The sequence below is a fragment of the Pseudomonas sp. S3_G06 genome (assembly GCF_054667565.1).
This window is the reverse complement of record NZ_CP162738.1, coordinates 386,343-406,431: the sequence shown is the minus strand read 5'-3', so window position 1 is coordinate 406,431 and position 20,089 is coordinate 386,343. Positions and strand designations below refer to the sequence as shown.

The 20,089-nt window shown below is 53.8% G+C and carries 17 protein-coding genes and 1 pseudogene; 12 read left to right on the top strand and 6 right to left on the bottom strand.

Annotated elements, in window-relative coordinates:
• Positions 1 to 53: 53 nt before the first annotated feature.
• The 7 genes from AB4N47_RS01910 to AB4N47_RS01880 all read left to right on the top strand — a co-directional run bounded on the left by AB4N47_RS01910 (position 54) and on the right by AB4N47_RS01880 (position 9,207).
• Entirely contained in the window at positions 54 to 335 is a 282-nt protein-coding gene (locus tag AB4N47_RS01910; RefSeq protein WP_460154396.1) for a helix-turn-helix transcriptional regulator, read from the top strand.
• Positions 332 to 637, top strand: a complete 306-nt coding sequence (locus tag AB4N47_RS01905; RefSeq protein WP_201136657.1) for a hypothetical protein — start codon at positions 332 to 334, stop codon at positions 635 to 637. The genes AB4N47_RS01910 and AB4N47_RS01905 overlap by 4 nt, the downstream gene beginning before the upstream one ends.
• Positions 638 to 1,165: 528 nt before the next feature.
• Positions 1,166 to 1,450, top strand: coding sequence for a hypothetical protein (locus tag AB4N47_RS01900; RefSeq protein ID WP_460154395.1), 285 nt, complete (start codon positions 1,166 to 1,168; stop codon positions 1,448 to 1,450).
• Positions 1,447 to 4,353 carry a DUF927 domain-containing protein gene (locus AB4N47_RS01895; protein ID WP_460154394.1) on the top strand — a complete coding sequence of 969 codons (2,907 nt, stop codon included), beginning with the start codon at positions 1,447 to 1,449 and terminating at the stop codon, positions 4,351 to 4,353. The genes AB4N47_RS01900 and AB4N47_RS01895 overlap by 4 nt, the downstream gene beginning before the upstream one ends.
• Before the next feature lie 89 nt (positions 4,354 to 4,442).
• Complete coding sequence (locus AB4N47_RS01890; RefSeq protein WP_460154393.1) at positions 4,443 to 5,324, top strand: hypothetical protein; 882 nt, start codon at positions 4,443 to 4,445, stop codon at positions 5,322 to 5,324.
• Between the two features lie 307 nt (positions 5,325 to 5,631).
• Complete coding sequence (locus AB4N47_RS01885) at positions 5,632 to 5,997, top strand: histone-like nucleoid-structuring protein, MvaT/MvaU family (RefSeq protein ID WP_460154392.1); 366 nt, start codon at positions 5,632 to 5,634, stop codon at positions 5,995 to 5,997.
• 930 nt (positions 5,998 to 6,927) lie between these two features.
• Positions 6,928 to 9,207, top strand: coding sequence for a GGDEF domain-containing protein (locus AB4N47_RS01880; protein WP_460154391.1), 2,280 nt, complete (start codon positions 6,928 to 6,930; stop codon positions 9,205 to 9,207).
• A 150-nt stretch (positions 9,208 to 9,357) separates the two neighbouring features.
• On the opposite strand, the gene AB4N47_RS01875 is transcribed toward AB4N47_RS01880, so the two are convergent.
• Positions 9,358 to 10,776, bottom strand: coding sequence for a DUF4062 domain-containing protein (locus AB4N47_RS01875; protein WP_460154390.1), 1,419 nt, complete (start codon positions 10,774 to 10,776; stop codon positions 9,358 to 9,360).
• A gap of 397 nt (positions 10,777 to 11,173) precedes the next feature.
• Complete coding sequence (locus AB4N47_RS01870; RefSeq protein ID WP_460154389.1) at positions 11,174 to 12,352, bottom strand: GNAT family N-acetyltransferase; 1,179 nt, start codon at positions 12,350 to 12,352, stop codon at positions 11,174 to 11,176.
• 1,228 nt (positions 12,353 to 13,580) lie between these two features.
• On the opposite strand from AB4N47_RS01870, the gene AB4N47_RS01865 reads away from it, so the two are divergent.
• A complete protein-coding gene (locus AB4N47_RS01865) occupies positions 13,581 to 13,991 on the top strand; it encodes a response regulator (protein ID WP_336353726.1) in 411 nt (136 codons plus the stop codon).
• 458 nt (positions 13,992 to 14,449) lie between these two features.
• Here the strand turns inward: AB4N47_RS01865 and AB4N47_RS01860 are convergent, their stop codons facing one another.
• From AB4N47_RS01860 to AB4N47_RS01850, 3 genes and pseudogenes are all read right to left on the bottom strand, one after another.
• A complete protein-coding gene (locus AB4N47_RS01860; protein ID WP_122611845.1) occupies positions 14,450 to 14,806 on the bottom strand; it encodes a DUF7079 family protein in 357 nt (118 codons plus the stop codon).
• Between the two features lie 67 nt (positions 14,807 to 14,873).
• Positions 14,874 to 14,993: pseudogene (locus tag AB4N47_RS01855) on the bottom strand (PAAR domain-containing protein); the annotation flags it as partial.
• Between the two features lie 200 nt (positions 14,994 to 15,193).
• On the bottom strand, positions 15,194 to 15,412 hold the full coding sequence (locus tag AB4N47_RS01850; RefSeq protein ID WP_341638851.1) for a DUF6429 family protein: 219 nt from the start codon (positions 15,410 to 15,412) through the stop codon (positions 15,194 to 15,196).
• A gap of 221 nt (positions 15,413 to 15,633) precedes the next feature.
• On the opposite strand from AB4N47_RS01850, the gene AB4N47_RS01845 reads away from it, so the two are divergent.
• Positions 15,634 to 15,963 (top strand): hypothetical protein, encoded by a 330-nt coding sequence (locus AB4N47_RS01845; protein WP_016773313.1) that lies wholly within the window; start codon positions 15,634 to 15,636, stop codon positions 15,961 to 15,963.
• Positions 15,964 to 15,998: 35 nt separating this feature from the next.
• On the opposite strand, the gene AB4N47_RS01840 is transcribed toward AB4N47_RS01845, so the two are convergent.
• Positions 15,999 to 16,748, bottom strand: coding sequence for a hypothetical protein (locus AB4N47_RS01840; RefSeq protein WP_122699551.1), 750 nt, complete (start codon positions 16,746 to 16,748; stop codon positions 15,999 to 16,001).
• 115 nt (positions 16,749 to 16,863) lie between these two features.
• Between AB4N47_RS01840 and AB4N47_RS01835 the strand changes: the two genes are divergently transcribed.
• The 3 genes from AB4N47_RS01835 (at position 16,864) to AB4N47_RS01825 (ending at position 20,058) form a co-directional block, all read left to right on the top strand.
• On the top strand, positions 16,864 to 17,229 hold the full coding sequence (locus AB4N47_RS01835; protein WP_041479936.1) for a hypothetical protein: 366 nt from the start codon (positions 16,864 to 16,866) through the stop codon (positions 17,227 to 17,229).
• 100 nt (positions 17,230 to 17,329) lie between these two features.
• Entirely contained in the window at positions 17,330 to 18,067 is a 738-nt protein-coding gene (locus AB4N47_RS01830; RefSeq protein WP_341638850.1) for a hypothetical protein, read from the top strand.
• A 71-nt stretch (positions 18,068 to 18,138) separates the two neighbouring features.
• Positions 18,139 to 20,058 carry an alkaline phosphatase D family protein gene (locus tag AB4N47_RS01825; protein WP_341638849.1) on the top strand — a complete coding sequence of 640 codons (1,920 nt, stop codon included), beginning with the start codon at positions 18,139 to 18,141 and terminating at the stop codon, positions 20,056 to 20,058.
• The last annotated feature ends 31 nt before the right edge of the window (positions 20,059 to 20,089 follow it).

Sequence of the window (20,089 nt, the reverse complement as noted above, 5' to 3'; positions counted from 1 at the left end):
ACCAATTTCTAGACCATTGCTCTCGTTGTCCAAATCAATCGAGAGCAATACCTATGAACACCTCTGTCACCGATTTTCCCCGCAATACTCCCGCCAACGCCGCCTCACTTTTTGATGCCGCTTCAACCTTAATCCGCATGCGGGAAGTGGAAAGCATCGTGGGGATGAAGCGTTCGACCATCTACAAACTGATGCAGCGCACCGACTGCGGCTTTCCGCAGCCCGTCAAACTGAGCAACAGCAACGCACGCGGCGCCCCTGTCGCCTGGGTCCTTTCCGAAGTTCAAGCGTGGGCGCGCAGCCGCATCGAGGCACGTGATCAGGTGGCTGCATGAGCCACAAGACTGCAAACAACGCTTTGATGCACCCCTTTTCCGTGTTGCGTCGGATCGGTTTCTCGTCTCGCATCATGCAGCGTCTTGAACGCTACCGCAGCCAGCAGGACAGGCAAGGTCGCGTTGTCAGCGTGCTCAGCTGGGCCGACGGCACCTGGTGCGCCCTCTCCCTCCACTGCGAAAAGACCGGGGCCGTTGTCGTCGACGAAGGCCAGCAGGTTGACGCTTACGAAGACGCCCGCTCCATGCTCAGCGGCGGATTTCTGCCCCTTCTCTCCCTGCGCTGGGAAGCCCATGCCTGAAATGAAAACGCCTCCGGGGGCGATCCGGAGGCGTTGAGGTCAATCTACATGCACGAACAATTTATGCCGCACCTGAAAAAACCGCAAGCCATCAGCGCAGTTGCACTTTGGAAAAACGGACGTTACTCTCTGATCGTCGCTGCAAATTCAGCGACCGGGTTTGGCGACCCGAGATACTTGGCGCACAGGCGCCCCAACCGACAGCAGGCGCTTTTTTTGTGCCCGCCGTTTCGTGTTATGGCAGCTGTGCGTGGGAGACCTTCGGGTCTGCCGGGTTCCAAGTTCCCGGTTCGCCAACCTGCGCACAGCTGCCACCTTAAATCGTTTGGCGACGATCAGTGGCAGCTCCATCCTCAAACTTGGAGCGTCACCCATGCCTGCACTCAATCCGCCCAAAATTCGCGCCGCTGCACACCGTGCAATGGCTCTCGCCGCTTTACACGCGAACTCCAGCCTCGCTACACGTCTCTCCCGTTACAACGCTCACATGGCCAAAGCCCGCGCACTCGAAATCGCAGGTGGCGCCCAATGAACAACGCCCTGAGTTTCTCGCTGCCTGAAGACCTGCTTTGCGTGAATCCAAAAGCAGAAGCCGGCGTACCGATCGACGCTATCACCTGTGCCATCGACCGTGCTGACTCAGTGCTGACCCTGCTTGAAGATCACTTCGAAAACGAATCCTCGCGCCTTGCCAATCACATCATTGCCGCCGTCCTCTGGGATGTGCGCGGCACCCTCGGGCTGATCAAGACGCTCGCCATGCACGGTGACAACACCTCGACGCCTGCTGCGCAGAAAGGCGGTGCGCTATGAACCACCGCCAGAACAACTCCGTGAAGCGCCCGAGCTTTGCTGACGTAAAAGCCGCTGCTCTGAAAGACATTGATCGTGTCTTGTCGCACTGGCTGCCCAATGGCAAGCGCGTGGACGGCGGCAAGGAATATACCGCACCAAATCCAACCCGCAGCGACAAGCGCGCCGGATCGCTCAAGGTCAATTTGAGCAAGGGCACTTGGGCCGACTTCGCCACGAGCGACAAGGGCGGCGACCTGATCGATCTGGTGCGCTATCTAGAAGGCGGCACCGATGTCGAAGCTTGCAACAAGCTGGCGGGCTGGCTGAACGTTGCGCCCGGCGCCGCCAAGACGAAGGCCGCACCGAGCAAGCCCAAGGCGCCGACATGGAATGCGATCCTGCCGATCCCGACAGAGGCTATGAACAAGTGTCCGGCTAAACACCGGGATCATGGTGTTCCGTCCAATATATGGATCTATCGCGACGCGCAGGGTCAGCCCCTCATGGCGCTGTATCGCTTCGACCTCGGCGCCGATGAAGACGGCGAGCCGAAGAAGGTCTTTGCACCCCTGACGTGGTGTCAGCGCGCCGACAGCCAAAACAAACAATGGCGCTGGCAGGGTCTCGCGGATCCGCGCCCGCTGCTGCGCCTTGATGAACTGGCCCAGCGCGGTGATGCACCTGTAATTCTGTGCGAAGGCGAGAAAGCGGCCGATGCGGCCTGCGAGCTGTTGCCGGACTACGTGGCCACCTGCTGGCCGAACGGTTCCAACTCATGGCACAAAGCCGACCTGACGCCGCTCCAAGGCCGCGATGTTGTGTTGTGGCCGGACAACGACGATAGCGGCAAAACCTGCATGGCCACCGTTGCCGAGAAGCTACGCGATATCGGCGCCGGCTCGGTTCGGGTCGTCGCGCTGGACGTGTTCAAACGCAAGCCCACGCTGAAGAATGACCGCGCCGCGTTTGCCAAAGGTGGTCAATGGGATGACGGTGATGATGCCGCCGATGCCCTCGCCAAAGGCTGGACAGCCGCCCACTTCGCCGAACTGGAAAGCAGCGGCGAGCTGTTCGGCGTGATCGAGCAGAAGGTGGTTGCTGCTCCAGTTGAATCCGAGCCAGAAGCGAAGCCTAAAGCAGCGGCAAAACGCCCTACCAAATCGAAAAACGATCTGATGCCGGGTGGCTTTCGCCTGACGTCCGAGGGCGTGTTTTATGCAGGTGATGATGGAGAGGCACGCCCGGTGTGTTCGCCTCTGGCCATTCTCGCCCGCACCCGTGACGAGAAGGGACACAACTGGGGCTTGCTGGTCGAGTTCGACGATCCCGATGGCACCAAAAAGCGCTGGAACATCCCGGCGCGCACCATGACCGGTGACTTCGGCAAGGACGTGCTCGGTCCATTGGTAGACATGGGTTTGCGCCTCGCCGGCAGTCGTTCGGGACGCAACGCACGTAACGACCTGCAGAGTTACCTCGGTGGTTTCGACAGTGCACAACGCGCGCGTCTGGTCACTCGTTTAGGCTGGCATGACAGCGCCTTTCTCCTGCCCGAGCACCAGGTTGGCACGCACAGCGAACATCTGCACTTCTATGACGCCGGTGCACAGCTTCCACCGATCAGCGAAGCGGGCACGCTCGAACAATGGCAACAGCAGATCGGCGCACTGTGCGTTGGCAATCATCGCCTAGCTTTTGTCGTCGGGGTGGCGTTCGCGGGTCCGCTGCTACACATGCTCGGCCATGAGTCGGGCGGCTTCCACCTATACGGCGACAGCTCCGGCGGCAAGACCACTCACCTGCAAGTTGCCACCTCGATCTATGGCGGACCGCGCTTGGTGCGTTCGTGGCGCTCGACTGACAACGCGCTGGAGTCCATCGCTGCCGCGCATTCTGATGGACTCCTGGTACTGGATGAAATCGGCATGTGTGATCCACGCATCATTGGCGAAACGGTCTACATGCTCGGCAACGGCACGGGGAAGGCTCGCGCCAATGACCGAGGCCAAGCAGGCCGACAGGTACAAGAGTGGCGCCTGCTGTTCCTCTCCACAGGCGAGAAGACTTTGGCGCAGCACATGGCCGAAGCCAACAAGGAACTGAAAGCGGGCATGGAGGTGCGCATGCTCGCCGTTCCGGCCGATGCGAGCAAAGGCCTCGGTATGTTCGACACGCTCAACGGTTTCGAGGATGCGGCAGCGCTCTCCGATGCGCTCAAAGCCCGCGTAGCGAAATACTACGGCACCCCGCTCACTGCATTTCTGACGGCGCTGTGCGAACCCGGCAGACGCCACGGCTGGGCGGCGATCCTGCGCCGCACGCTGGAAAGCTTTATTGCTAAATCGCTTCCTGCATCCGCGAGTGGGCAGGCGCACCGTGCTGCCGCGCGTTTCGGTCTCGCGGCAGCCGCAGGCGAGCTGGCCACCGCCATGGGTATCACCGGCTGGCCGGACGGGACCGCCACCACGGCCGCTCGCGTGTGCCTGAGTGCTTGGCTAAACGAACGTGGCGGCGCCGGTAATTTCGAGGGCGATGCAATATCGGCGAGGCTGCGACAGTTCATTGAGCGCTTCGGCGAAAGCCGCTTCACCCGCTGGGAATCGACTGCAGCCAAGATCGACGAACACGGCCCGCGCACGATCGACCGCCTCGGCTTTCGCAAGACGCTGGAGCACGGCATGGGCGACACCCTGCACACCACAAATACCTACTACGTGCTGACCGAGGCTTGGCGCTCGGAGATCTTCCGGGGCATGAACCTTACCGCAGTAAACAAGGAACTCTTGCAACGCGGTGTGCTGGAGCCGAGCAGCGACGGCAAGGCATCAAGTCTGGTGCGATTGCCCGGCTTAGGCCAACAGCGCTGCTACATCGTGAAGGCTATTCCGGGAACGGATGACAGCGAGGCTCGGGCTGCCTGAGGGCATCTCAGCTGATCGAGGTAACGCCGGCGCACTCCCGGCCTCGCCAGCCAGATCAATGTAATCAAAACTCATCAAGGACCATGAACATGAAAATGAAAATGAAAATGAAAATGAATGAATTGAAACAGCAACGAGCCGCTCTGGTCGCTGAGCGCGAAACTATCGAAAACAGTCTTCCTGTTCTGGAGGCCGAGTGGCGCAACGCCCCCAGCAACTACAGCCCGAACGGCAACATGATAGGAAGCCCTGAGGGGCGTGAAGCTATGGAGCGGCTATCATCTGCCAACAGCCGCTTGCGAGCTATCCCATACGAGCTTGAACGCACTGAAACAAAGATCGCGTATTTGGAACGCATGGAGCAGGTTGACGAGATCAAAACGAAGTCGATCCAAGCCATGTCCGAAACTGCTGCTGAGGTTGAAGCGTTGCAACGGACACAGTCGCACTTGAATGAGCGCCTTCTGACGATTCAGACGGATGCGGAGCAATCCCTGGAAAAAGCGCAGCAAGCAGAAAGAGACGCTGCGAGTCTGTATGCCAGAAGTCTCGCCAGTGGCGACAGCGAAGGCGAGAAAGCTGCCAACGGCGAAATTCAGAAGGCGGCCAAGCAACTCGCAACCACAGATGAGCACGTTAGAAGGCAGGAGCTCATCCTCGTGGCTTTACAGGCGGAACTTGACTCCCTTGAAACGCAAATCTCAAACGCCAAGCAGCGAGCAAACGAAGCGAAAAACGCGGCCCTGAGCGCAGTAGGGCTTACGTTAGACGAAGAGTGGAATGCCGTTACAGATCAACTCATAGCTATAGGCGCACGGATAATTGCCGTGAGCTACCAAAAGGGGGGCTCGGGATACGGTTTCTCCAAGCTGGATGTACCTCGATTCGGCCCTTTTCATTCGGACCTTGATAACTCAGAACTGGCCGCTGCAGCCCGTGATATTTCATTGGAAGATTTGCTGGCAGCATGACCCCGAAATAGCCCGCCGACGCGGGCTGGTTAGTGACCCTCGGATTAAATAAATCATGTTTACACCCATACAAAACATCGCCAGCTGGACTGACACCCTGAAAGCGCGCAAAAGTTATTTGACGGCGCTAATGAAGGTCGTGGATATCAAAGCCGGCAAAGCTTCTAAAGTCCAGACACTAACCGTCAACTTAATCAAGAACGAAATGAGCCTCATCGAAAGCCAGTTAAAAGGTCGAAAGTAACCTGAACTCTATGCTGCAATGCTATTCAGATAGATATCTTCAAAAATAAATAAGGAAGCAATAATGTCAAAACTTGCCGAATACCGTCAGCTAGAAAAACACTTGGCCGAACAGCTTCAGGCGCTGGAAGCTCTGAAGAGCGACGGTGCACTGAAAAAAGAAATCGAATTTGAAACCAAGCTTCGTGAATTGCTCTCCCAGTACGGTTTCAGCCTCAAGCACATCATCAACCTACTAGACCCACAGAGCAGCGCACGCGGCAAAGCTCATGTTCAGGCGCCAGGCACGCGTAAACCTCGCGAGCTGAAGACGTATAAAAACCCTCACACTGGCGAAGTGGTCGAAACCAAAGGCGGTAATCACAAGACGCTGAAGGAATGGAAAAGCAAGCACGGTTCCGATGAGGTTGAAAGCTGGTTGAAAAAGTAAGGTCGTTGCATCTGAAAAAGGGTCCAGAAGGGCCCTTTTTGTCATTTTAGTATTCCTGGTTTACCTACAACAGCACGGTCGTGCTGGAAAGCAGCACTATGGCGCTCCGCTGCATAACCACGTCTGTAGCACCACCACCGGCCACTCTACCAATGAAGCTACCGCCCTCGGTGTTTTTGATCTTTTCACAGGCTTCTATGTTGCCTGATGCCTAGACTGCTTGACCTTCTTACAGGATGTTCCCCCTCCTAAGGCTGCGCGGATCCAGCCTAAGTATTTAACAACCGTTGCAGCCTTGGCGACGCCCTCTGCGTGACTGGCATAACCTGGAATTTGACCCGGAGCACAGATCGGCTGATAACCGTTCTTCACGAACCTCTTCTATCGACCAAACCACACAGGCAAGTCTCGCTTGAAAGCGCAATCATTTTGGCCTGGAGTGATAGTGAAATTCAGATAGTATGATGGCGTTTTGTTCCAAGGATTGCTTAGAGTTTGACGATAAGGAACGCACCATGACGAAATTGGTAACTGCGTCGGTTGGCCGATTCAATGGGAAACCGGACAACACTCTGCAGGCCACGTGTGAAAGCCTCTCGGTTTTGTTCGAGCTTCTAACCGGGAAAAACCTTATTCGGGAATACATCGCCTCGCGGGTACGTGAGCGATTAAATATTAAACCTACGACGTGTGGGAGTTACTACTCGTCAATACGCTCCTTCCTTAGCGGCAAAACAGGGCTAATCTCTATAGCATTAAGGTGCAATTTAACAAGCCGGCTTTTCAAGGCCGTGCCCACCCCTCAAATCATGACTATACGAGCTGACCGATGCCTCCGTTTCAGCCTCTGAGTAAATCAGACAGGACAGTTGCTGAATTCACCGCGCACTCTGTGGTTGCGTATTATCCAACAAAAACTAATGTGGCCATATGAAAATTGACAAACTTAGAATCTTTTATGATGAGCTAATATTCGAGTTTCGTGATGACTGTGAGTGCGAGCTTCACTTTAGCAAAAATAAAAGTTGGATAAACATATTCACTTCCAAGCCCGCCGAGTCCACTGAGGTGCCAGCCTTGGAGAGGTCCAAGACCGAGTTAGTTTCTTATCATGCACCTAACAGCTTGACAGCTTGGTTCCATTTGGCCGACACAAATGTAACCGTGTCTCTAACATTTGCAAAATCACCACAAATAGAAAAAAGACGAAAATATAGAGCACGAATTGAAAGAATTCATGAGAGTGCTTCGAATGCGTACAAGGTGTCACACCACCCGCTCACACACTTACTTGCCAAAGATGCTTTTAGAAACACATTGATAGCTGAAATGCAAAAGATATCAGAGCTACCTTCATCTTATGTAGCAGCACAAGAAAGCAAACACCCAAGAAAACTTGCTGTAATGGCATTAGATATAGACTATTTCAAACAGGTTAACGACACTTGGGGGCACCTATATGGAGACCAAGTACTGAAAACATTTGGCAAAAGACTAGAGGAAACCGCCCTCAAAATTGAGAGCATCTCCTCATACGACCCAAATATATATGTAGGGCATCCGTCCGGAGAAGAATTTTTGATCTTGGTTAGTGCGAACGCCACTAAGGAGCAATTCAAAATTTGGGCGGATGAATTTAGGTCTAGTATTTCCGAAGAAGTACTTCCTACCCAGAAAGAGTGGGATTGGCTATCCGAAAGTAGCGATACTACAGCCCTTAATCTTCCTCAAACACAAGACAGAACCGTTACCACTAGCATTGGAGTGGCGTTACATAGCCACTCCCCCTCATCAGACTCTGCATCAGACCCCTCTGCAGCTTTACTTGACCGAGCCGATACCGCGCTATATCGGGCTAAAGCCGCAGGTCGAAATCAAGCGATATTTTATGACGAGATACTTTCCTCGTGCGGCCGAGTTATAGAACAAGATTTAAATACTGGCGTGATAGCCATTGACATAGGGTCCAATGTAGGAGTTTCAACAGGGCAAGAGTTCAAAGTTTTCAACCCGAAATTTTCAGGTTATAAAAAGTTTTCAGTGAACGATGGTCGCACCACTCGAACCTTAGGAACGTATCCCCGAGTTGAAAGCGCCAGAATTGTGGTTTTTGACTGCCAGCCTGAAATCTCTTTCGCCTCCATCGATTCAATTGACGATTTAAATGTTAGCCTTGAGGTTGGATCAATTTTGGAAGCTATCCCTGCGGGAAGCATTGGCCATCTACTTCCAAACTCATCTAGGTACTTCCCAGTAATTAATGATAATTTGCGTACCGGCGGAGCAGAGGCAATCCAAGACTTCTTGAAATCCAACCCGGAAACCAATAAACCTTACGCCCTTGTTGTGCGCTTTACACGGGAGCCTGAATACTTAAGGAAATATGGAACAGCATCATTAAACAATGCTTTGGCCAGACTCTACCGTGCTGCACAAACTGAGTTTCAAAGCTCTCGCAATGTTGAAGTTTTGGATAGATCGTCAATATGCGTAGTAGGAACAGAAAAAAGCTACAACGAAGAGTCTATAAATGACTTTGTTGATAAGCTTGCAGATGAGCTTCCGGAGTTGGGCGTTCTCGGTGGAGTTTTTTGCAATGAAGATCTGAGTTTGTTTGCAAAAAAAGACGTGACATTAGATCCTGTGCACACCATAGAGCTGGCTCGTTTCGCATCATCAGAGCTGGGGAGGGATCCGGAATTGAAAGTGAGGCATTTCAATACGCGAACACCTGGCCAGGTTTTTAGTGCACTCAGAGAAACACGCTCTTATGAAATAGCTTACGCCGACTTTGAAAAACTAATTAGCTTTGGAGTAAAACTCGCCGATGTTTATAATCATGGAGGGCTAATTTCGAGCGGCCTAGGTGATCGACAAAGGGCATTAAAGCACTATCTAACCGCTACGAAAATGTCTCCGGGTGACTATATATATAAAACGAATGTTGGCACTGCCGCCTACGCGCTACATGAAGTTGAGGTTGGCCTTGAGGTACTCAACACTCTTACAGATGAAGAGGTTGAAAAAGCTAGAAGTGTGCACTCTTACGGCTACATGTCCTATGCTTCTCTTTTGGCGACAGCTAAACTAAACGGATATCACTCATACAATCATGAACGCTTCATTGCTATGGCTCCCATCGCACTAGAGATGCCAGACGTACTTGAATACGTCACTCAAAATATCCTCGAAGCGCTTTCAATGCCTTAATGTTTTATTCGTATATATTCTGCCCGCCCCTCTCTCTAAGAGGGGCATGCTTCAGGCCGAAAGCCTATCAGACTGATTTTCGCCTTCATGAATTTTAGAGTGCCCTTAGCCAATCGCTCTTGACGAACTAAGGAAAAAGCTAGCTTAACATTATAAAATGGCGACTTTCATTCGACTTATTATGGAACCTACAACAGAGGAGGTGTCAGCTCCACGATTTGCTTTATAAGGAAATGTAAATCTCATCTCCTCCTCACCCGTTCTTTTAACAACAAGAACTTCTTCCGCTCTGACTTGTATTTCCAAATTGAGTTTCGACATAACAGGATCAGAATCAATAAACGCCATCAATAAACTATGAATTTGGTGTTTTCGAGCTTGTTGGGTGTCAATGTACTCTAGAAAAGATACCTCTTCATCACGAACTTCAACTACGCCATCAGATGGTTCGGAGCTATCCTCAATATAAGGCTCATTAAAATGCGTGATAAGTGATGCCGGCCTTCCAGCGCGACTGTCAAGTATTGCATTAATGATCGCGGATTTTGCCTCCTCCCCCAACTCCTTAAAGTCATTCCATTCTTCCTGAAGTCGATAAATTCGATGCAAAGGGATTCTTACTCTGAAATACGTGCCATTTGCATTAATAAGAATAGAACTGCTAGCTGAATATCTATCCCTAGTGCGATCCGGCTGAACAAAATTTGCAATTCCCAGTTCAGACAATATCTGCTTCAGCGAGTCGGTAGACTTAATTAGAGTGTCAAATTTTTCAGGGGCTATTTCGTTTATCAGACTATAGGTAAAGTCCACAAGGGTGCGAAAGCGGATAGCGCCTTTCGCAGTTTCTTTCAGTTCACCACTAGAGATAGAGCCGAGCACGGCGGCTTTCAGATCCGCGATTTGACTACTTAGCAAGTCAAGGCTTCTTCCATCGGTTGTTTTTAAACGCTGCTCGCTCAGCAATCTTTGAAAAAGACCCGACCATTGTTTTTTTAACTGCATTTCAATATCTTCGAATCTTGAAAACTCAAAAATACTGTTATTCTCATTCCGTAAACGTAAGAAATTTATGAATTCAAATATATAAGCGGCCGTTTCTGGCTTATCTATCGATGAAAATTCAATCTCTTTAATTATGTCTTTGTTTTTGTTTTTCTCATAGGTCAAATGATCCCTCATTATCCCTGAATCAACAAAAGCAAATACGGGAATCCCATGCTGTATAGCTTGTAAAATTTCCGCTTGAGTTATTGAGATTTTGTATCCGCCCTCCCCGAATCTATCCGACCGACTCATGTCATTGATTTTTTCAAGATCTATTTGCTCGAGTGCTTTGGGGATGATGGTTCCGCCGAACCGAGAGCCCACAACGAGAACGACTACGTCACAGTTTTTCACTTCTCGAAGACAGCTGGTATGAGTATGAACTTGGGGGTCAAAAATAACTTCAGCTTGATCACTCATAATAGGCTCATGACCAAACCCTAACATCACGCTTCGCAACTGCCCTCTCAAGGAGTGGAGGTCGTAGCAGGTTGACGATATAAAAACCTTTAGGCTTGCCACACGATATCCTTTTGAAGAAGCGAGTTAGGTGCCATCATCGGCTTGTTTTGTTGACAGAGTATCCAATGATTCGGAGCGTGGATAGGTTCGTTTCATTCGTTTCTAATCTTTCGAATAATCTGTAACCAATCTAAATTGGCTACAGATTATAGTTTTAATTTCGACGAATGCTTCCAGAGAGCGATTCCAATTGTGCCAGCGACCTGCACAGCCATTAGGCAGACGGCAGCACTCGGACAACTGCACAATCTTCGCTAGCGGCCGATTGATGCATGTGATGCCGGGCACGAAGGGCCGCTTCTGGCCGGTATGGGCCGTTGGCTTTAGGGCCTCAAACGCACTTTGGTCTGTGGGAGCACTTGCCCGTCCGGCGAAGTCAGTTACTCCTCAAACTAGCCTACGCGTCTAGAAGTGCTATTTGGCTCTCAGTACCGTGCGAACGGACAAATCCCTGCATGGCTTCGGACAGTGGGGGTTCGATGAAGAAATTTCCGTACCGCTCTACGAAGCCAGACCAATGCGCTTTAAGCAGTCCTTGCCCCCGGTATTTGGGTGCGACCCATACCCACGCAAGCGTCCACTCTACGCCGCCCGGCCCTGGATGCTCATTCGAGAATGCACATGCACCAGCGATGGTGCCGTCTGGTCCGGCCGGGAACAAGTGTCCATGCCAGCCAAGTTTTACCGGGTTTACATCGTCCCCGGCCCATTGAACGAAGTCGTACCGGAATTCGCGCTTGAATTTGACAGCACGTCGGTACATCTCCTTTTGCATCCACATGGGAGCCTTGGAGTCGACAATTATGGGCTGATCTGTCTCTGCCAGACGTTTGGCGAATCTGGTGTTCGGAACTGGATCCAGCAATTGTGCGGCTCGGCGATGGACTTGCCGATGTATCCTTGTCTCCGCCGGCGTGTTGGAAAGATATGACAAGCCGCAGTAGTCACACTCAATGCTTTCCTGTTTGAGCTGGCGGTGCTTGGGCCCCCTCACTTCCAAGGATAGGGCTTGACCGTCCTGCCTAACCATCTTGTAGCGGTACCCCGCAGGACTTCGGAAGGTCTCCACCGATTCGGAGCCCGGAACGCGCTTGGCAGTTGACCTGATGACCATAAGCCGCCTGCCAGTCCACAGCTTGTAGGTCAGAATCGAATGCTCGGCTTCTGTGAGCAGCGTTCGCACCTCAAGCCCTGGAAGAAGTTCATCCACCAACAACGCGGCGGAGACCATAATTCCTAGCTGTTCCATGTAAATGAGTAAGCCAACTGCGTCAGTCACTTGGAAACCGAAGAAGCCGCACGTGTCATCACCGATGTGCTGCGGCCTGTACAGCAGACTGCGGGCAGGGATATCCGCCTGTTCGGCGAGCCATTCGATGTAACGCTCGATCCGTCCGTAATTGCGGCCTTCGGTCAACAGTGCGTAGTCGCCAAGGTCAGTGATCGTCACGCCTTTGTCCCGAAGCATTTTCGTTTCGTAGAGTGAAAGCCGAGTTCTAGGTGTGGGCGCCGATCGGATCTCTTTGACCAATTCAAACAGGCCTTCCAGCATTTCGCTGGACTCTTCGCCGGTCATAGGAGCTCCAATGCTGCCGCTGGCGCCCCGTCTAGGCAAACAGCGCGAAAGTATGCTGGCGATGGTATCTCTGATGCTTGCTCGATCATTGAGGTGCTCACTGTTGAGGTCTAATGCCTTGATCATAACCGGGTATAGAAATCGCAGAGCTTGATGTGGCAAATAACAAATCGGGGGGAACTGACGGGCGAGTAAGTACACCGGCAGAGTACCGGTAAGCCCTTCACCCCAAGAGGAGCTGTGGCCTGTGTTGGCTGTGTGGCGTAGAACTGACTACGACGAATGGCTGTATTTGGCCGATAGCAATCTTTTGAGACTGCATGCAAATTGCTGATACAACTGACGGCCTGATGCCAGATGATTTCCGATGGCTACCACTACAAACGGGCGGTCAGCCAGTTGGAGCGCCCTGCCTTCAGCTTGCTACATATTCTCGTCTTCCCTAATGTACTCACCTGAAACGGTTACACCACTTGACTCAGTTACACGCTTGAAAACAGGTGTGCCAAATCGATGTAACACCAATAATATTCAATAAATACAATAGGTTATAAATTCTCGTTACACCAGTTACACCAGTTACACCGCATTTTCAATAGATACTAGCCCCGCTCCCCGGTAGCATCAATCCCTCCAGCGAACTTCAGGTGCATCTCCTGCGGTCAGCCAAGGGGCCCCGCAGGTCTTCATTGAGACACGGGGTCGGAAACCCGCCGGACTTTGTTAGCGGACAGGTGCCCAGCTTAGTGAACAGGTAAACCGGGTGAACACACAGTTCACCAGTGCAATTGCGCAAGATGATGGGAGGTCGCCGGGGACCCTGAGCATTTCTGAATGACACGGGGCACAAAACCCGCGCGACCTTGGTAGTGGCTGATGTTTCTCCATTGGTTGACAGGTTGACTCGGTTGACGGCCCAAGGTGTCCATAATCATCGACACAAAAGGCCATCGTTACCAATGCGGTAACGATGGCCTCTTTTCAGCAGAATTCTTTCGATTTCAATGACTGAAATTTCAGTAACTTTGAAAACCTTCCACTAACGAAGTCCCGCGGGTTTCCGACCCCGTGTCTACTCAATATCGCCAGGGGCCCCCGGCTATTTTTCAATCGCCAGGCGATCCGGACCCGTTTTGCTCGTTGCCAAAAGTTCGGAAAACAAGCGAGGCAGTTTGGCGCTAGACTTCACCTTCACGTTCGTCCGCCTAAGGCGATGATAAGGCCATCTATGATCGCAAACTGGGAAGGAATGAGACGAATCGATGGTGAGATATTGATCATCGAGGACGATCCGACTCTGCGTAGGATTACCCAACACATCGTGGAGGAGTTAGGCGCGGAGGCCGTCACGTTTGAGTCAGCCGATGACGCGCTGGTGTATCTCTTGCAATCAAGCAAGCACTGCTGCCTTGTGATCGCTGACTACGGCGTGCCGGGGCAGCTCAACGGGATGGAGCTTATTCGACTGGTCAGAGAAAAGTGGCCGTTCGTCAAAACATTATTGATGTCCGGTTACGAACTATTGCCTGCAACAGTGTCTGCTCCTACGGTCTACCTTCAGAAACCGTGGACGATCGATGAGCTCTTGGTTTCGATAGCTGATTTGCTACAACCCGACTTCCCTATACAGAAACTTTAGGTCGCAATCAGTCGTCGATACAGCCCGGCGAAAGGATGAGAAGGCTAACAGAGCACACCGTGTATCCCAGCTTGTATCCCAAACTTTCGGAATCCTCTACAGACCACAGGATATCTGGAACAAGCGAGTCTCCCTCGGGGCACCAACACAGAGAAAAAGGTCTTGCGAAAGCAGGGCCTTTTTTTTCGTCTGGTGGAAAGTGGAGGGTTGTTTTTGTCTTTTTTCCAAAACAATCAGGGCAACCAGCTTTTCACTCTTGCGGCGCCGGGGCCAACGCGCCACCGGCTAGCCTAATGCCCAACCGTCTAGGGCAACAAGCCCATCAAAAAACCTCAATCGAACCTGCAGTAATTGCTCTGACTCCATGTCCTGACGCTGGGGAACTGGCCGGATCGGTTACGTGCCGCAGGTTTTGCCAAACGCCCTGTCATAATCGCCTGATCCCGGCTAGTTCGAGCTCAAAGCCTACTTTCGATTTCCTCCCAGATGTACGCGTAGTGGTACTTCAACCAACGAACCAGCACTTTATCGAACTGGCGACGAAACCAGTTTCGCTCTCTAGCTGCCAGCCTTTCCTCAATCGACTCTCTCAGTATGTCGGGGTCGAAACCCGTCCATATCGGAGGCACAGGTGCAACGAGATTGGTAAAGCACACCGGCGCGACCTCTGAATAAAGAATTGAGTAAAGGATTTCAGGGTCGACACCTCTCACCTTATTCGCCAAATAATCATATTCCACGGGAAAATCATTGAATGGCTCGGAAAGAGCGGCTCTAACTTTTGTCAGTTGTGGCTCGGTCAGAAGATATCCCAATGTGTGAGCTCCTCTAACTCTTCATCCAGTGAACTCGCTACCGCTTCGCCTGCAATACCACCGGCAGGCGAGCTGCGGGCAAACCATCGAAGAACACGTCGGGCGAACCTGTCGCGATGGGGTTCGTTCCGTGCCCTGGAACAGGACAGCTGGAGGGATCGCTTTTACGAGCGGCTGGGTTAGCCATGGATGACTCCTGTCAAAAAAATCCTTTTCGAGAGGTAAACCTATCACGAAATTCAGCCTGGACGGCCGCATCCGATCATTCAAAAAAGTGCTCGATCACCAGACCGCGCTACCTGTTGCTTGGGTTAACGCGGTTGGTACTTCGCTGGCGTTTTCTACCTTGCCATCAACTCAAGTTTCAGAATGGGACGCGGCTCCTCCCTACTCCTTGACTGCAAACATCCGCTCAGCAATCTCCCGCCCCCGCTCCACCCCTTCCTTCGTCAACCATATCGACTTGTTCCTGTTAACCGGATTACTGATCAAACCCTGCTCGTGCAAGCGGTTCATGATCTCGAAGTCATAGCCCTTCCACGCATTGCCGTCGTCGGAGCTATAGGCTGCCAGGAGAGCAAGGACGGCGTCGTCGATCAGTTTCATGTCGTATTCCATGATGGTCACTCCGCTGATGTTCAGTGTTAGTAATCAAAGCGTCGTATCAAAGTGGATGTCAATGCTGCGCGAGTTTGTAGGTTTTAGATGCCCGATTGCTGGTTGCCTCGCATGCGATCCCCGCCCGTATAATCACGCCCGCACGTCAAACTTCCTCTGGCGTTTCGCGCATTGGTTTCAAACCCTTCACTTCACTGACAGACATCCCCATGGAAACCTCACTGGAAACCGTCGCCCTCTTCTCCCTCAAACTCGCCTACGAAGAAGAAGGCCTGAGCCCGATCCTGCGCGATGACATGGTCATGGGCGATTACCAGAAAGATGTTTTCGAGCTACTGGTGAAACGCGGCGATGTCGAGGCCATTCAGTTCAAGATGAACGAATGCCTGAACCTGGCGCTGGATGCCTTGGGTGGGGTCGAGAAGCCGTTGGGGCGGGAGTTGCGCAAGTTGTCGGCGGAGTTGGCTCAGGCGCGGTCGGTGGAGCAGCTGGGTCAGCCGCTGCTCGCGCTGAAGGGGTATTTGCGCGACATTCTTTGAGTGCCGCGCTACAGCCATGCCGCTATCTCGTCCGATCAGCGACGCGCTTTCAGTACTCGAATATCCGTTGGAAAGCCGTCAGCGCCAACCAGTTGTTTCCAGCCCATGTATTGAAACTCACCATTGGGATCGATGTAGTCGCCCTTCTCTGGTTGCCCGCCGCCAACTATCGCAACACGCTTCACTTCGCCACAGCCGCCATCCGACGGTCGCACCGTGTAGATCACATAGGGCTTCACGTATTGCGTGGCGCGGAAGTATTGGCCGCAGATTTCGTCGACGGTGATGAGCATGGTTTTCAGGCGGGCTTCGCCGTCGGTGTCTTCGTGCAGTTTCAGGAAGGAGATGTCGCCGACGTCGCTGTAGCCGAGGGAACGGGCACGTTGGTAGGCGGGGGAGTTCTGGTGCGCAATACGGCCCTCCTCCACACCCCGTTGCATTTGCGCGGCGAACTCGGCTTTGCCTTGGGCCAGGGTTGCCTCGGCGTGGGCGGCGACGTTTTCGCAGTGGGCATACTCGCTGGAGTCGAGGTGTTGCGGTAGCAGGTTGAGGCGGCGCTCGTTCATGGAGGCGAGGCTGTCTTGCAGGCCCGACGTGGCTGCATAGGCAGCGGAGACGCGACCGCTCTGGACGTCGGCGATTGTCTCCTGCATCCGCTGGCAATTGGCGAGGTAGTAATTCCAGCTGGCTTGCGGGTGTTCTTTCGCGAAGCAGAAGGCTGGGGTAATGGAGATGGCAAGGGTGAGAGCGCCGAGCAGTTGCAGCAAACGAGTTGTGGAAAACATGGGTAGTCCATTACAGAGAAGGCATGGCGCGACGCTACTATTTTGCTATCGTGCCGTCCACTCTCAACAGGCGACCAAGTTGTCGCCTCTGTTTCGTGGCAAGGAAAGAAATCCGATGGATGCTGTGTTGTGTTTGGTGGTCATGGCGGCAATGTGGTTCTGGGTGGTGCGACAGCGCGGGCATTGGAATCTGTTGTTGGCAAACCTCGCCGGAGCGGGTAGCGCTGTGGTGGCGGGCATTGTCTTCACACTGCTTTATGACGGGCTGTTCGGCACCACCATGGCAGCGCCGGGACTGCATAACAGCCTGGTGGTGTTCATGACCAGCGCGGGCGTTCTGGCGGGTGTGTGGTTGTGGATCGCCAAGCGTCGACAGCCGGCGCATCCGGTTGCACGTCAACTGCTCGCGGGGGTCTGTGGCGTTGCCGCAGGCATGGTCACGTTGATTTTTCTGGCGGCGAATTATTTTCCGCAGCCGTAGCCGGACGGCGCGTCTATTTTGCTATCTTGCCGCGCATCGTCGGGGCTCGCTGATCGTCTCGCGCCGCGCTTGGATTGTTGAAAGGTAAGGAAAGGATCAAATGGAGTTTTTGCGTCTTCTGGCGTTCGTTGCTGTCTGGGGTTTCATGTGGCGCTGGGTGGTGAAGAACCGCGGCAGCTGGAACATTTTCTACGGCAACATCGTTGGCGCAGCGGGTGGGTTCATTGTCGGGCTGGTGATGTTGTCGATCACGTTCTCGCTGTTTCCCTCGTCGTTCGATCACGAGGCGGCGCAGGCGCAAAACACGCCAGTCGTCGAGTCGACCTCTGTGTTGCCTGAAGCCGAGGCAGTCACGCCCGCCACTGAACTGAAAGATGCGCCGGTTTTTGCTGCCATCGAAGCGGACGACAAGCCTTCCCCCCCGGACTCCGCACTGTTGCCGAATAACGTCAGCCGAGCGCCGAAATCAATGGCGGTACAGACGGTGCTGAATCAAAGCGACTACGAGGGTCGCATGGCCCTGGCCGCGCTGAACAAGAAGTTGCGCGGCGACGCACAGGCCGACAAGTCGATGATCGCGTATGTCATGTGCAGCCCGTTTGTCACCAGCACCCTGCGCTATCCCGCGTCGGCGCGTTTTGCCGACAGCAAAGCGCTGGTCAGCCATCGCTACAAGGATCAGGTCTACAGCTTCAGCAACAGCGTCACCGCGCGCAACATGAATGGCGACGATGTCACCTACCGTTTCGATTGCTCTGTGCAAGAGCTGCCGAGAGTTGACGCGACGGCCGGGGAATGGCGTTTGCTGGCGCTGAAACTGCAAAAAGCCGACTCTTAAGGCTGATTTAAGGGATCAAGGCGCCGGCTGCGCTATCATCGCCGGCCTGTGCGCCTTGAGCTTTGCCCTCGATGTTTTCAACACCTGATGACCTCACCTCGCTGCCTCCTGTACTGGCCGGCCCGCTGCTGCGGCGGCTGGAGCCGACGCGCGTGGTGCTGTGGCTGGTGGGCTCGCGTAAACTGACGCTGACCTTGCGCCTGCAAGGTGTAGGAGATATCCCGCTCGACTCAGCGAAATGCACGGTCATTGCCGTAGGCCGTCATGCGTTCGTGCATCTGATCGACGTCCAACTTGAATGCGCCCTGCCCTGCGACACGTTTATCGCTTACGACCTGCTGATCGATGACGCCATCGGTATGGCTGAGTGGGCGCCTCATCTGCTTTACCCCGGCGCTACCTGCGCGAACCTCGTCGTGCGTTCGCGGATCGATCAATTGCTCCACGGCTCCTGCCGCAAGCCGCATCATCCGGCAACCGACGGTTTGCTCTGCGTCGATCAATTGCTGGCCGACGAAACCGATGCGCAACGGCGCCCGGCGCTGCTGATGATGAGTGGTGATCAGGTCTATGCCGACGACGTCGCCGGGCCGATGCTGCGGGCGATTCATGCCTTGATCGAGCGTCTGGGTCTGTTCGATGAGCACCTTGACGGTGCCGTGGTCAGCGACAGCGCCAAGCTCTATGAGCACCCGGCCAGCTACTACCACCGTGCGGATTTGTTACCGGCGCTGGAGAGCAACGAGACCTTGCGCGAGCGATTTTTCGGTGGCGCGCGTAAGCCGATTTTCACCAGCAGTAGCGCCGACAATCACCTGGTGACATTCGCCGAAGTCATGGCCATGTATATGCTGGTGTGGTCGCCGACGCCGTGGTCGCTGATCAATCCGAGCGCGCCGACGCTGACGCCGGAACGCCGCAAGCGCTACAACCTCGAGCAGACGCGCATCGATGCCTTCAAGGCTGGCCTGGGCAACGTCGCGCGGGCACTGGCGCATCTGCCGAGCCTGATGATTTTCGATGATCACGACATCACCGATGACTGGAATCTCTCAGCGCAATGGGAGGAAACGGCCTACGGCCATCCGTTCTCCAAACGCATCATTGGCAATGCGCTGATTGCTTATCTGTTGTGTCAGGGCTGGGGCAACAATCCGGACGCTTTCAAAGGAATGCTGGAACAGACCGCGCAACTGAGCGCCAGCGGTGATGACGGCTATCTGGACATGCCAGTGCAGGACAATCTGATTGATCAGTTGCTGCGTTTTCAGCAGTGGCATTTCGTATTGCCGAGCAGTCCGGCACTGGTGGTGATCGACACGCGCACCCGGCGCTGGCGCAGCGAGATGGCGCTCAAGCAACCGTCGGGCCTGCTCGACTGGGAAGCCTTGAGCGAACTGCAACAGGAACTGCTCGATCACCCTTCGGCAATCATCGTGTCGCCGGCGCCGATCTTTGGCGTGAAGCTGATTGAAACCGTGCAAAAGGTGTTCAGCTGGTGCGGTTATCCGCTGCTGGTCGACGCGGAAAACTGGATGGCCCATCGCGGCGCGGCACAGGTGATCCTGAACATTTTCCGACACTCGCGCACACCCGGAAACTACGTGGTGCTGTCCGGCGATGTGCATTATTCCTTCGTCTACGAAGTCCTGATCCGCCACCGCAAGGCCGGCCCACGGATCTGGCAGATCACCAGCAGCGGCATCAAGAACGAATTCCCACCGACGCTGCTGGAATGGTTCGACCGCCTCAACCGCTGGCTCTACTCACCGCGCTCGCCGCTGAACTGGTTCACCAAACGCCGCTTGATGCGCATCGTCCCATATACGCCGGAACATGCCGAGGCCGGGGAGCGGCTGTGGAATTCGGCGGGGATCGGACAGGTGTTTTTCAATGAACAGGGGCAGCCGAGCGAGATTGTTCAGCACAACTCGAATGGGGCGGAGAAGACGAGAATGCTGGCGCCGGAGTTGGGAGATGGGCCAGACTGAAACCAGATCTGAGTATAGGTGGAGGGCCCGG